The sequence below is a fragment of the Pseudomonas sp. RtIB026 genome (assembly GCF_016861355.2).
GTDB classification, from domain to species: Bacteria; Pseudomonadota; Gammaproteobacteria; order Pseudomonadales; family Pseudomonadaceae; genus Aquipseudomonas; species Aquipseudomonas peradeniyensis.
Window position 1 is genome coordinate 172,277 of sequence record NZ_AP023348.2, and the last position, 12,968, is coordinate 185,244.

The 12,968-nt window shown below is 65.4% G+C and carries 11 protein-coding genes; 1 reads left to right on the forward strand and 10 read right to left on the reverse strand.

Annotated elements, in window-relative coordinates; genetic code table 11:
* Positions 1 to 15 precede the first annotated feature (15 nt).
* The 9 genes from trpE to PRtIB026_RS00920 form a co-directional block, all read right to left on the reverse strand.
* Positions 16 to 1,497 (reverse strand): anthranilate synthase component I, encoded by a 1,482-nt coding sequence (trpE, locus tag PRtIB026_RS00880; RefSeq protein WP_203649949.1) that lies wholly within the window; start codon positions 1,495 to 1,497, stop codon positions 16 to 18.
* 70 nt (positions 1,498 to 1,567) lie between these two features.
* Positions 1,568 to 2,386 carry a phosphoglycolate phosphatase gene (locus PRtIB026_RS00885; RefSeq protein ID WP_203649947.1) on the reverse strand — a complete coding sequence of 273 codons (819 nt, stop codon included), beginning with the start codon at positions 2,384 to 2,386 and terminating at the stop codon, positions 1,568 to 1,570.
* On the reverse strand, positions 2,383 to 3,057 hold the full coding sequence (gene rpe / locus PRtIB026_RS00890) for a ribulose-phosphate 3-epimerase (protein ID WP_203649945.1): 675 nt from the start codon (positions 3,055 to 3,057) through the stop codon (positions 2,383 to 2,385). Before rpe ends, PRtIB026_RS00885 begins: the two co-directional genes overlap by 4 nt.
* Positions 3,058 to 3,233: 176 nt before the next feature.
* Positions 3,234 to 4,061: an ABC transporter permease gene (locus PRtIB026_RS00895; protein WP_028689019.1), complete on the reverse strand. Its 828-nt coding sequence runs from the start codon at positions 4,059 to 4,061 to the stop codon at positions 3,234 to 3,236.
* A gap of 11 nt (positions 4,062 to 4,072) precedes the next feature.
* Positions 4,073 to 5,320, reverse strand: coding sequence for an ABC transporter permease (locus PRtIB026_RS00900; RefSeq protein WP_203649943.1), 1,248 nt, complete (start codon positions 5,318 to 5,320; stop codon positions 4,073 to 4,075).
* 217 nt (positions 5,321 to 5,537) lie between these two features.
* Complete coding sequence (locus PRtIB026_RS00905) at positions 5,538 to 6,569, reverse strand: ABC transporter substrate-binding protein (RefSeq protein WP_203649941.1); 1,032 nt, start codon at positions 6,567 to 6,569, stop codon at positions 5,538 to 5,540.
* 40 nt (positions 6,570 to 6,609) lie between these two features.
* Positions 6,610 to 7,722 carry an ABC transporter ATP-binding protein gene (locus PRtIB026_RS00910; RefSeq protein ID WP_203649939.1) on the reverse strand — a complete coding sequence of 371 codons (1,113 nt, stop codon included), beginning with the start codon at positions 7,720 to 7,722 and terminating at the stop codon, positions 6,610 to 6,612.
* Positions 7,723 to 8,016: 294 nt separating this feature from the next.
* Positions 8,017 to 8,649, reverse strand: coding sequence for a response regulator transcription factor (locus PRtIB026_RS00915; protein WP_203652578.1), 633 nt, complete (start codon positions 8,647 to 8,649; stop codon positions 8,017 to 8,019).
* A 9-nt stretch (positions 8,650 to 8,658) separates the two neighbouring features.
* Positions 8,659 to 11,046 carry a PAS domain-containing sensor histidine kinase gene (locus PRtIB026_RS00920; RefSeq protein WP_203649937.1) on the reverse strand — a complete coding sequence of 796 codons (2,388 nt, stop codon included), beginning with the start codon at positions 11,044 to 11,046 and terminating at the stop codon, positions 8,659 to 8,661.
* A 95-nt stretch (positions 11,047 to 11,141) separates the two neighbouring features.
* On the opposite strand from PRtIB026_RS00920, the gene PRtIB026_RS00925 reads away from it, so the two are divergent.
* Positions 11,142 to 12,140: an alpha/beta hydrolase family protein gene (locus tag PRtIB026_RS00925; RefSeq protein WP_203649935.1), complete on the forward strand. Its 999-nt coding sequence runs from the start codon at positions 11,142 to 11,144 to the stop codon at positions 12,138 to 12,140.
* Positions 12,141 to 12,203: 63 nt separating this feature from the next.
* Here the strand turns inward: PRtIB026_RS00925 and PRtIB026_RS00930 are convergent, their stop codons facing one another.
* Positions 12,204 to 12,968, reverse strand: coding sequence for a TerB family tellurite resistance protein (locus tag PRtIB026_RS00930; protein ID WP_203649933.1), 765 nt, complete (start codon positions 12,966 to 12,968; stop codon positions 12,204 to 12,206).

Below are 12,968 nucleotides of genomic sequence, written 5' to 3' on the forward strand. Positions count from 1 at the left end.
GCAGCCCCAATCGATCTACTTGACGGAGGTCTGCTCGGCCAGCGCCACCGCACGGAACATCGCCCGGCGCTTGTTGATGGTCTCTTCCCACTCCAGCGCCGGCACCGAGTCGGCGACGATGCCGCCACCGGCCTGCACATGCAGTTCGCCGTCCTTGATCACCGCGGTGCGGATGGCGATGGCGGTGTCCATGTTGCCGTTCCAGGCAAAGTAGCCCACCGCGCCGCCGTAGACACCGCGCTTGACCGGCTCCAGCTCGTCGATGATCTCCATGGCACGGATCTTCGGCGCACCGGAGAGGGTGCCGGCCGGCAGGATCGCCCGCAGCGCGTCCATGGCCGTCAGCCCGTCACGCAGTTGGCCGGTGACGTTGGACACGATATGCATGACGTTCGAGTACCGCTCGATCACCATTTTCTCGGTCAGGCGCACGCTGCCGGTGGCCGACACCCGGCCCACGTCATTGCGGCCCAGGTCGATGAGCATCAGGTGCTCGGCGATTTCCTTGTCGTCCGACAGCAGGTCGTCTTCCAGCGCCCGGTCGGCTTCTTCGGTGGTCCCGCGTGGGCGGGTACCGGCGATCGGGCGCACGGTGACCAGGTTGTCCTCGACCCGCACCAGCACTTCCGGCGAACTGCCGACCACATGGAAGTCGCCGAAATTGAAGAAGTACATGTACGGCGTCGGGTTGAAGCAGCGCAGCGCCCGGTACAGGTCGATGGGCGCGGCCTTGAAGTCGATGGACATGCGCTGGGACGGCACCACCTGCATGCAGTCACCGGCCAGGATGTATTCCTTGATGCGGCCCACGGCGTTTTCGTAGTCGGCTTGTGTGTAGCTGGAGCGGAATGCCGGCTCGGCGGCCATCGGCCCGCTCAGGTCCAGGCCACGACGCGGAGTGATCGGCTGGCGCAGGGTGTCCAGAAGCCCCTGCAGGCGAGCCTGGCCTTGCTCGAAGGCCTGCGTCTCGGCCGGGTCGACCAGCACGATGGCGTGCATCTTGCCCGCCAGGTTGTCGAACACCACCACGGCATCGGAGACCATCAGCAGGATATCCGGCACCCCCAGCGGATCCGGATTGGGGCTGGCGCCCAGGCGTTTTTCCACGTAACGCACGCAGTCATAGCCGAAATAGCCCACCAGGCCGCCGTTGAAACGCGGCAAGCCGGGAATGTCGGCGACCTTGTAGCGGTCCTTGAACGTCTCGACGAAGGCCAGCGGATCCTCGACGTCGTGGCTTTCCACCTCGACGCCATCCTGCAGGATGCTGACGTGGTAGCCGTGCACACGCAGCACGGTGCGCGACGGCAGGCCGATCATCGAATAGCGGCCCCATTTTTCGCCGCCCTGCACGGACTCGAGCAGGTAGGAGTTGGGCTGGTCGGCCAGCTTCAGGTAGATCGACAGCGGCGTGTCGAAGTCGGCCAGGGTTTCGCAGGCCAGGGGAATACGGTTGTAGCCGGCAGCGGCCAGGCGCAGGAATTCTTCGCGGGTCATGTGTAGCCTCGGGGCAAGCAGCAATGGGGGCGGACAAATGGATATACCGGCAGGCGCCGGTGGGCAGGAGTCAGGCGCGCCAGCGCCAGCGGGCCAGGGCCTTGATGACTTTCATCCAGAATTTGCCGGTAACCACCACGTTGTTGTCTCTGCTTTGCGGGGCTTGAAGGTCCGCCAACGTTATCCCAGTGTCGGTGACTAAGCAACCGGGCAACAGCAGGCGCAGGTCGTCGATGACCAGGCTGGGTGACTCGTCGCCGATCGGCCGGCCATGGTTGTAGCCGTAGCTCAGGCCAACGCACTTGACGCCGGCGGCCTTGGCGGCCAGCACGTCGCTGCGCGAATCGCCGACGAACAACGATTGTTCGGCACTGACGCCGGCCATTTTCATGACGAACAACAGCGCCGCCGGGTCGGGTTTCTTCTGTGGCAGGGTGTCACCGCCGATGATCCAGCGGAAATAGCGGCCGATCTTCATCTGGTCGAGCAAGGGGGCGACGAAGCGTTCGGGCTTGTTGGTGATCAGCGCCATCTCCACGCCCTGCTTGCGCAGCCAGCGCAGGGTATCGCGTACACCGGGGTAGACCACGGTGAGTTCATGGTTGTCGGCATAGGCTTCCATGAACAGCGCCAGCGCGCGTTCGGCCAGCTCGTCGTCCACCGCGGTGTGATCGATATCGCCGGCCAGGGCCCGGCGCACCAGCACCTGGGCACCGTTGCCGACCCAGTGGCGCACGGCCTCCAGGCCTGCGGGCGGTCGCCCGAGTTCGAGCAGCGTGCGGTCGACAGCTGCGGCCAGGTCGGGTACCGAATCGATCAGGGTGCCATCCAGATCGAACATCACCAGCCTGGGCAGTGTCCCCGGGAACAGCTGCTCGAAACCGCTCATGCGCGTGCCAGCGCCATTTCGGCACGCATCTTGTCGATGACTTCCTTGTAGTCCGGGGCGTTGAAGATCGCCGAGCCGGCCACGAAGGTGTCAGCGCCGGCGGCGGTGATCTCGCGGATATTGCCTACGTTGACGCCGCCGTCGATCTCCAGGCGGATGTCACGGCCACTGGCGTCGATCAGCGCGCGGGCTTCGCGCAGCTTGTCGAGGGTGCCGGGGATGAACTTCTGCCCGCCGAAGCCTGGGTTGACGCTCATCAGCAGGACCATGTCGACCTTGTCCATCACGTACTTCAGCGCATCCAGGCCGGTGGCCGGGTTGAACACCAGGCCGGCCTTGCAGCCGCCGTCGCGGATCAGTTGCAGCGAGCGGTCGATGTGCTGGGAGGCTTCCGGGTGGAAGGTGATGTAGGTGGCGCCGGCCTCGATGAAGTCGCCGATGATGCGGTCGACCGGGCTGACCATCAGGTGCACGTCGATCGGCGCGGTCACGCCGTACTTGCGCAGGGCGCTGCAGACCATCGGGCCGATGGTCAGGTTGGGCACGTAGTGGTTGTCCATGACATCGAAGTGGACGATGTCGGCCCCGGCGGCCAGGACCTTGTCGACGTCCTCGCCCAGGCGGGCGAAATCGGCGGACAGAATGGAGGGGGCAATAGCGAAGGGCTGCATGGCGCACCTGTTGGGCAGAATCACGGTGGCGCGCATTGTAACTCAGGGAAGCGGATGAGGGCTGATTGGTATCAATTGGCCCCCCTTTCGCGGCACAAGGCCGCTCCTACAGGAGACCGCGATCCCTTGTAGGAGCGGCCTTGCGCCGCGAAAGGAGGGCAAAGCCCTCCCGGCAGTCAGGCCGGCTGCTGGGTCCTCAGCTTCTCGCTGCGCCCACGCAGCCACTCCAGGGTCAGCAGCAGGATCACCGAAAAGGCGATCAGCAAGGTGGCCGCCGCCGCGATGGTCGGGCTCAGGTTCTCGCGAATGCCGCTGAACATCTGCCGTGGCAGGGTCGCCTGCTCGGGCCCGGCGAGGAACAGGGTCACCACCACCTCATCGAACGACGTGGCGAAGGCGAACAGCGCGCCGGAGATCACCCCGGGGGCGATCAGCGGCAAGGTCACCCGACGGAAGGCCAGCAATGGCGAGGCCCCGAGGCTGGCCGCCGCGCGCACCAGGTTGTAGTTGAAGCCCTGCAGCGTGGCCGACACGGTGATGATCACGAACGGCACACCCAGCACCGCGTGCACCAGGATCAACGAGGTGAAGCTGTTGCCCATGCCCAACGGGGCGAAGAACAGGTAGCTGGCCACGCCGATGATCACCACCGGCACCACCATCGGCGAAATCACCAGCGCCATCACCAGCGACTTGCCGGGAAAGTCGCCGCGGGTCAGGCCGATGGCCGCCAGGGTGCCGAACACCATGGCCAGCACCGTGGCCGCCGGGGCGACGATGATGCTGTTCTTCAGGGCGCGCATCCATTCAGCGGAAGCGAAGAAGTCCTGGTACCAGTGCAGCGAGAAACCTTGCAGCGGGTACACCAGGAAGCTCCCGCTGTTGAACGACAGCGGGATGATCACCAGCACCGGCAATACCAGGAACAGCAGGATCAGGCCGCACAGGATGCGCAGGCTGTAGAACCACACCCGTTCCACGGGCGACATGTAGGGGCTCAGCATGACAACGCTCCTCAGCTCAGGCGCAGGCGGCTGGCGCCGACCAGCCAGCTATAGATCAGGTACAGCAGCACGGTCGCCAGCAGCAACAGCCCGCCCAGAGCGGTGGCCATGCCCCAGTTGATGCTGGTGTTGGTGTAGAAGGCGACGAAGTAGCTGACCATCTGGTCGTTCGGGCTGCCCAGCAGCGCCGGGGTGATGTAGTAGCCGATGGCCAGGATGAACACCAGCAGGCAACCGGCGCCGACACCGGCATAGGTCTGTGGGAAGTACACCCGCCAGAAACTGGCGAACGGATGGCAACCCAGGGAAATCGCCGCGCGCATGTAACTGGGCGAAATACCCTTCATCACGCTGTACAGCGGCAGGATCATGAACGGCAGCAGGATGTGCACCATCGAGATGTACACGCCGGTGCGGTTGAACACCAGCTCCAGCGGTTGGTCGATGATGCCGATGGCCATCAGCGCGCTGTTGATCAGCCCGCCCGACTGCAACAGCACGATCCACGCCGCCACCCGCACCAGGATCGAGGTCCAGAACGGCAGCAGCACCAGGATCATCAGCAGGTTGCTCTGCCGGGTCGGCAGGTTGGCCAGCAGGTACGCCAGCGGGTAGGCCAGCACCAGGCAGATGGCGGTGATCACCACGCCCATCCACAGGGTGCGGGCAAAGATATCCAGGTAGATGGCCTGGTCCGGCGTGGCCTTGGCCAGTTCGCCGAGGTCGTCGATGCGATGATCGACGGAGGCCAGCAGATAGAAAGAGGTGACCGTGCTGGTGTTGCGGCGGATCGCCTGCCAGTAGGCCGGGTCGCCCCAACGCTCGTCCAGCGCTTGCAGGGCATCTTTATAAGACGCGGGCTCGGCCTTGAACGGCAGCGCCCGCGCAGTCTTGGCCAGCAGGCTGCGGTAGCCGGCCAGCTCCATGTTCAGGCGCTTGGAAAGATCGCCCAGGGTCTGGTTCTTGCGCGACTCGGCCAGATCCTGGCCCAGGGCCTTGTAGACCTCCTCGCCGGGCAGGCTCTTGCCGTCCCACTGCGCCACCGCCTCGACGGTGCGCGGCAGGCCGGCGACCACCTCGGGGTTGCCGACGCTCTTGTACAGCAGCGCCGCGATCGGCACCAGGAACACCAGCAGGAGGAACAGCGCCAGCGGCGCGATCAACGCCTGGGCCTTCCAGCGGTTGACCCGCTCGGCATGCTTGAGGCGCTGCTTGAGGCTTTTACCCGCGCCTTCGTTGAGGGGCACTGCAATGGCCATGGCGAACTCCGGGAAATCAGGGAAACATCGAGGCCGCTTTACAATGACAGCGGTGACCTCAGGCTTGACGCGCTAACTGTAGGAGCGGCCTCGTGCCGCGAAAGGGCCGCGAAGCGGCCCCTGGATCTCAGCCGTGATGCACAAGATGCTGGGGGCTGCTTTGCAGCCCTTTCGCGGCACGAGGCCGCTCCTACAGACATCAGGGATTGTGTCCCTACTACTTCGCCGCCCAGGCGTTGAAGCGTTGCTCCAGCTGTTCGCTGTTGTCGGCCCAGAAGGCCACGTCGATCTGCACCTGGTTGGCGATGTTCTCAGGCGTGGTCGGCATGTCCTTCTTCACCGCATCGGCCAGCAGCGGGACGGCCTTGGAATTGGCCGGGCCGTAGGCGATGTTCTCGGAGTAGGTCTTCTGCTGTTCGGGCTGGACGGTGTAGGCGATGAATTTCTTCGCTTCTTCCACATCCTTGGCGCCTTTCGGGATGGCCCAGGCGTCGAAGTCGTAGATGCCGCCGTTCCACACCACCTTCAGGTTGCTTTCTTTCTGCACCGCGGCGATCCGGCCGTTGTAGGCCGAGCTCATGACCACGTCACCCGAGGCCAGGTACTGCGGTGGCTGGGCACCAGCTTCCCACCACTGGATGCTTGGCTTGAGCTGATCGAGTTTCTTGAAGGCGCGGTCCTGGCCTTCCTTGGTGCCGAGCACCTTGTACACTTCTTTTGGCGCGACGCCGTCGGCCATCAGGGCGAATTCGAGGGTGTACTTGGCGCCCTTGCGCAGGCCGCGCTTGCCCGGGAATTTCTTGGTGTCCCAGAAGTCGGCCCAGCTGGTCGGGGCGGTCTTGAGCTTGTCGGCGTTGTAGGCCATCACCGTGGACCACACGAAGAAACCGACGCCGCATGGCTGGATGGCGCCCGGTACGTAGTCAGCCTCATCACCGAACAGGGCCGGGTCGAGTTCCTCGAACATGCCTTCGTCGCATCCACGGGCCAGCTCCGGCGACTCGACTTCCACAAGGTTCCAGGACACGCTCTTGGTGTCGACCATGGCCTTCACCTTGGCCATCTCGCCGTTGTACTCACCGGCGACGATCTTGCCCTTGCCAGCCTTCTCCCATGGCTCGTAGAACGCCTTGGTCTGGGCCGCCTTGTTGGCGCCGCCAAAGGAGATCACGGTCAGGTCGGCCGCCAGGGCCTGCCCGGCGGCGAACAGGCCAAGGGCCAGGGCGGTCAGTTTCAACTGCTTGCGCATTATTATTCTCTCCACAGTTCAGGGTTGGTGAAGCAAACCATCAATGGGCTTCGGCAATCGGATCGAGCGCGCGGGCGTGTTCCACCTCCCAGCCCAGCGGCACCACATCGCCCACGGCCAGGGCCGGGTCGAGCTCGGCGATCGGCTGCTTGACGAAGAAATCGGCCTTGCCGCACACCTCCAGGCGCACCCGCACGTGGTCGCCCAGGTAGATGAACTCGGCCACGCGGCCGGAGAAGCGGTTCACGCAGCTTTCGCTGTGGCCGTTCAGGCGCACGCGCTCCGGGCGGATCGACAGGGTCACCGGCTCGCCGGCCTGGCCGACGTTCACCGCCAGCGCCTCGACCCGCTCGCCACGGGCCAGTTGCACCTGGCAGCGCTTGCCGTCACTGGCCAGCAGGGTGCCGTTGAGGCGGTTGTTCTCGCCGATGAAGTTGGCGACGAAGGTGTTGCGCGGCTCTTCGTAGAGGGTGCGCGGGTCGGCGATCTGCTGGATCTCGCCCTGGTGGAACACCGCCACCCGGTCGGACATGGTCAGCGCCTCGCCCTGGTCGTGGGTCACGTAGACCACGGTCACGCCCAGGCGCTGGTGGATATGCTTGATCTCCATCTGCATGTGTTCGCGCAGTTGCTTGTCCAGGGCGCCGAGCGGTTCGTCCATCAGCACCAGCTGCGGCTCGAACACCAGGGCACGGGCCAAGGCCACGCGCTGCTGCTGACCGCCGGACAGCTGTCCGGGGTAGCGCTTGGCGAAGGCGTCGAGCTGGACCATGCCGAGCACGCGCTTGACCCGCTCGCTGATGTCGGTCTTGCTCAGGTTGCGCACGGTCAGCGGGAAGGCCAGGTTCTCGGCCACGGTCATATGCGGGAACAGCGCGTAGTTCTGGAACACCATGCCGATGTCACGCTTGTGCGGCGGCACATTGTTGATCGAGCGTCCGGCCAGCTGGATTTCACCGGCGGTGGGGGTCTCGAAGCCGGCCAGCATCATCAGGCTGGTGGTCTTGCCCGAGCCGGACGGGCCGAGCAGGGTCAGGAACTCGCCCTTGCGGATGTCCAGGTTGAGGTCCTTGACGATCAGCGATTCGCCGTCGTAGCTCTTCTGCACACCTCGGAAGCTGACCAGCGTCTCGTTCGAATTCGCCTCGCTCATGCCCTGCACCTTCTTGTTGGAATGACTGCGTGGGCACAGCGTAGAAGAGGCGCAAGCGCCCGAAAATCGGGGGGACTGAGAGATTGCCATCATCCGGATGGAAGACTTGCTGTAGGGATTGCCCTACATGGATGGCGGGATTGGAATGCAATTTGCGACGGGCATTGAACCTGTGGGAGCGGGTTCACCCGCGAAGAGGCCAGCAAAACCACCAAGGTCAGCAGGTTTGGCCCCTTCGCGGGTAAACCCGCTCCCACAGGAATCTGTACCCGTCATGAACCGGGCATGTCGCAATCAGACCAGCTTGTGCTCCATCGCGTACTTCACCAGCTCCGCCAGCGAGTTGACCTTGAGCTTCTGCATCAAGCGCGCCTTATGGGTGCTGATGGTCTTGTTCGACAGCGCCAACTGCTGGGCGATGTCATTGACGTTGGCGCCCTGGGCCAGGCGCTCGAACACCGAGAACTCGCGCTCGGACAGCAGCGTGTGCAACGGCCGGGTTTCGGTCAACCCCACCTCGAAGACCATGCGGTCGGCCAGGCTCGGGTCAATATAGCGCCCGCCGCCGGCAACCCGGCGAATCGCGGTGAGCAGCAGCGCCGGGTCGCTGTCCTTGGTGGCGTAGCCCGCCGCCCCGGCCTTCAGCGCCCGCGCAGCCATCTGCGCTTCATCATGCATCGACAGCATCAGGATCGCCGGCGGGTTGCTCAATGCCAGGATCCGCGGGATGGCCTCCAGGCCATTGACCCCCGGCATGGAGATATCCAGCAGCACCACCTCACAAGGGGTATGGCGCAGGGTCTCCAGTAACTGCTCGCCGTTGCCCGCCTCGCCGGCGACCTGCATGTCCTTGGCCAGGCCAATCAACTGCTTGATGCCCTCACGGACGATGGTGTGGTCTTCCGCCACCAGCACTCGAATCACGATCGTTCTCTCCTACGCCAAAGGAATCGCCACGCTCAGGCTGCTGCCTTCGCCGGGCTCGCTCTCCAGGGTCATGTCGCCGCCCAGCATCAGCACGCGCTCACGCACCCCCACCAGGCCGAACGAAGTCGGCCGGGCCGCATCGACGGCGAACCCCACGCCATCGTCGATGACCGTCATGCGCAACTGCCCGCCTTCCTCGACCAGGGCGATCTGTACGGTGTGCGCCCGGGCATGGCGCATGACGTTGGTCAGCGCCTCCTGGAGGATGCGGAACAGGCCGATGGCCTTGGCATCGCTCAAGGGCGGCAGTTGCTCCGGGACCTCGACCAGGCAGGGGATCTGCGTGCGGGCCTCGAAACGCCGTGCCTGCCACTCGATGGCCGAGGCGATCCCGGCATCCAGAATCGGCGGGCGCAACGCGCTGGCCACGTCACGCACCAGCTGGAACAGTTGGGCGATCAGGCGCTTCATGCTGGCCAGGCGCTCATGCAGCCCGGCGTCCAGCTCGGCATAGGCCAGCTCGCACATCGACACCTCGAGCTTGAGCACCGTGAGCATCTGCCCCAGTTCGTCATGCACCTCGCGGGCGATGCGGGCCTTTTCCTCCTCGCGCACGCTCTCCAGGTGCGCCGACAACTCACGCAACTGCTCCTGGGAGGCGGCCAGGGCCAGCTCGGCCTGCTTGCCCTGGGTGATGTCCCAGACCACACCATCCCACACCATGCGCCCATCGGCCAGGCGCCGCGTAGTCGCCTTGATGTCAGCCCAGCGCTGTTCGCCCTGGCGGGTGAGGATACGGCCCTGCCACGACCAGTCCTGGTCGCTGGCCAGGGCCAGGTCCTGGACCCGGTGATAGTCGGCGCGGTCCTGGGGGTGGACCAGGTTGCGCAGCCCCATCTGCGGGTGCTGGATCGCCGCCGGGGTATAGCCGACCAATGCCTCGCTGCCCTCGCTGATATAGGGGAACTCCGGGTCGCCCTCGGCCGGGTCGCGCTCCAGGCGGAACACCAGCCCCGGCACGTTGCCGGCAATGCCCTTGAGCCGCGCCTCGCTTTCGCGCAACGCGGCCAGATCGCGCTGGCGCTCGGTGACATCGGCGAGGAACACCACCAGATACTCCGCATCGCGAAAACGCAGGAACGACAACGACAACTCGACCGGGAACAGGCTGCCGTCGGCGCGCCGGCACTGGCTTTCAAACTGCTGCTCGCCGCCATCCCCGGTGCGTGCGCGCTTCCACAGTTCCAGCCAGCGATCCATCGTCAGATTCGGTTCGATATCGACCAGCGGCCGCTCCAGCAATGCCCCCTCGACGAAACCCAGCATGCGTTCGGCGGCATGGTTGGCGTAGCGCACATGGCTGTCCCAGTTGACCCAGAGGATGCCCACCGTGCTCTGGTCGATGGAGAACTGACTCAGGCGCAAGGCCTCCTCGCGCACCTGGCGCTCCACCAGGCTCTCGCGGGCCGCCAGCAAGCCTCGTTCCAAGCCGCGCTGCTGGCGTCGCTGCCAGACCAGGGTGGCCAGGGCACACAACAGCAGCAGGCCGAACAGCAAGGCGAGGTTCTGCCAGAAGCCGGCGGACTCGGAAAAGCGTGGGTACTTGGGCTGCAACCAGCGCTGGTGCATCTGCTCCAGGGTCTTGGCCGGCAGGGCCTGCAAGGCGCGTTCGAGGATATCGGCGAGCACGGGCCAATCGCGCCGTGATCCGACCCGCAGCAACTGCGGCAAACCGATGTCACCCACTACCGCCAGGTCGGCGAACTCGCCTTCGCGGGAAAACCGACTCAGTTGCGCCTCGTCCAGCACGGCGAAGGTGGCCTGCCCACCCAACACCAGCTGCAGCGCCTCCCGCTCGTTGGGCACGCCCTGCAGGTTGAGGTTGCCGTAGTTGCTCCGCAGGTAGTCCGCCAGGGAGCCCGGCATGCGCACCGCCACCCGTTCGTTGGCGGTCAGCTTCTCCAGCTCCACGGCCACCGCGCCGCTGCGCATCCCCACCACCAACTGCGGCACACGCATGTAAGGGTCACTGAACAACCACAGCCGCAGGCTGGTGGGTGTCTGCGTCAGGCCTGGAGCGAAATCGATCTCTCCCGCCTGCAACGCGTGCTCCAGCGCCGCCTGATCCGGGAAGCCGCGCCAGGTCAGGTCCAGCCGCAGTGCCCGGGACAGTGCGTCGATCAGTTCGACGTTGGCCCCGTAGAATTGCTGCAGTCGGCGGTCGAACTGAGCATAGGGCGCCTGCAGTACCAGGCCGACGCGCAAGCCGCGGTGTTCGTCCAGCCACTGCTGCTGGGCCGGTTCCAGCACCACGGGTGGCGGCGCCTCCGGCTTTGCCAGGGCGATCAAGGGTAGACACAACCAGCCGATAACCCACAGGCAACGCACTCGCTTCATCTCTACGCTCGTCTTGGCAATGACGGCCGCCTGGCGTGGCCGTCGCGGGCAAATACCATTAGGCTGCCGGTATGATTCTGGCCTTGGATTGATCGATGTTCACACTTTATCGCACGACGCTGGCAATGTTCTGCCTGGCTTCGCTCCTGCCGCTCGGCGCTCGGGCCGCCGACGCCGAAAAACCGCAGGATGCCGCCGAAACTGCGGCCCCCGCTCCCCGACCAGCGCTGCTTGAACGCAGCCAGGACGACGCCCTGGCCCTTGAGCGCCAGGTGCCCAAGGCCGAGCAACAGACCTTGCAGGCCAATGGCGAGAACTTCCTGGCCCTGTGGAAGCCGGCCAACGACAGCGATCCGCAAGGCGCGGTGATCATTGTTCCCGGTGCCGGCGAAAGTGCTGACTGGCCAACCACCGTCGGCCCGCTGCGCCGTGGCTTCCCCGATGTCGGCTGGAGCACCCTGAGCCTGAGCCTGCCCGATCTGCTTGCAGAACGCCCGCAGGCCCGGGTCGAAGCCAAGCCGGTGGTCGAACCGAAAAAGGAAGAAGGCGAGTCGGCTCCAGCCAAGGACACGCCAGCAGACGCCAATGCCAATGTCGCCCAGGCCACCGCGCCCGAGGCGGATGCGGCCGACAGCACCGACGCGGTCGAGGCCGACCAGCACACCAGTGAGGAGGATGCCGAACGTATCTTCGCCCGCCTCGATGCCGCCGTGGCTTATGCCCAGCAGCAGAAAGCGCGCAGCATCGTGCTGCTGGGTAACGGCAGTGGCGCGTACTGGGCCGCGCGCTACCTCAGCGAGAAGCAGCCGCCCCAGGTGCAGAAACTGGTGATGGTCGCCGCACAGACGCCGGCGCGGGTGGAGCACGACCTGCTGAGCCTGACGCCGACCCTGAAAGTACCAACGGCTGATCTGTACTACACAACCCGCAGCCAGGATCGACTGGCTGCCCAACAACGCCTGCAAGCCAGCAAGCGCGAGAAGAACAGCCAGTACCGGCAGCTGTCGCTGATGGTCGTTCCAGGCAACAAGGCCGCCGAGCAGGAGCAATTGCTGCGCAGGGTACGCGGCTGGCTGAAGCCCAAGGAAGAGTGACGCGTATCGAGGGACAAGCCAACTCCAACAACGTGGGAGCGGGCTTGCCCTGCGATGGCAAACCTAAAGCCCGCGCCGCTTGCGAATCATGGCATAGGCCTGATGCAACTCGCGGGTATGCTCGGTCGCCTCGCGCACCTTGGCCTCACTGGCGCCACTGCCCACCAGCTTGTCCGGGTGATGTCGGCTGAGCAAACGCCGGTAGGCCTGCTTGACCTTGTCCGCCTCGGTATCCGGTTCCACCCCCAGCAGCCTCAACGCTGCGGCATAGGTCATCGCACCGCCCTCGACCGCCGACTTGCGCGGTTCATACTCCAGCGACATGGCCTGCACCTGGTTGCGACTGAGCCCCAACTGCTGCCCCCAGCCCAACAGCAGGTCGCGCTCCTGACGCCCTGCCTTGCCGTCGGCCCAGACCATGCGCCAACAGGCACGCAGGGTACCCTCGGCAGCGTGAGGCTGCAGCTTGATCCGGCGCAGGTAGTGACCCAGCCGGCCCTTGCCCGACTTGCCGCGGTTGAACGCGGCAATCGCCCGCATCCGCGCAGGCTCGGCCAGGTCCAGCCGCGACATCTCCTGACGCGCCTGCTGGATATGCCCCTCGAGCACCCGGCCGTCGCTCTTGGCCAGGCGTCCGAGCAGGACAAACAGCAGTTCCTCGTCACGCAGCGCCGGGCGCCCACCCAGGCGCTCGCGCACATCCTCCCAACCCTGCAGTCGCAGGCGCCGATCCATGGCCTGTCCCAGCAACGCCCCCAGCAATGCCCCCGGGATGCTGGCCACGGCGAAACCGGCACCGGCACCAATCACTGTGCTCGGCCACCACAT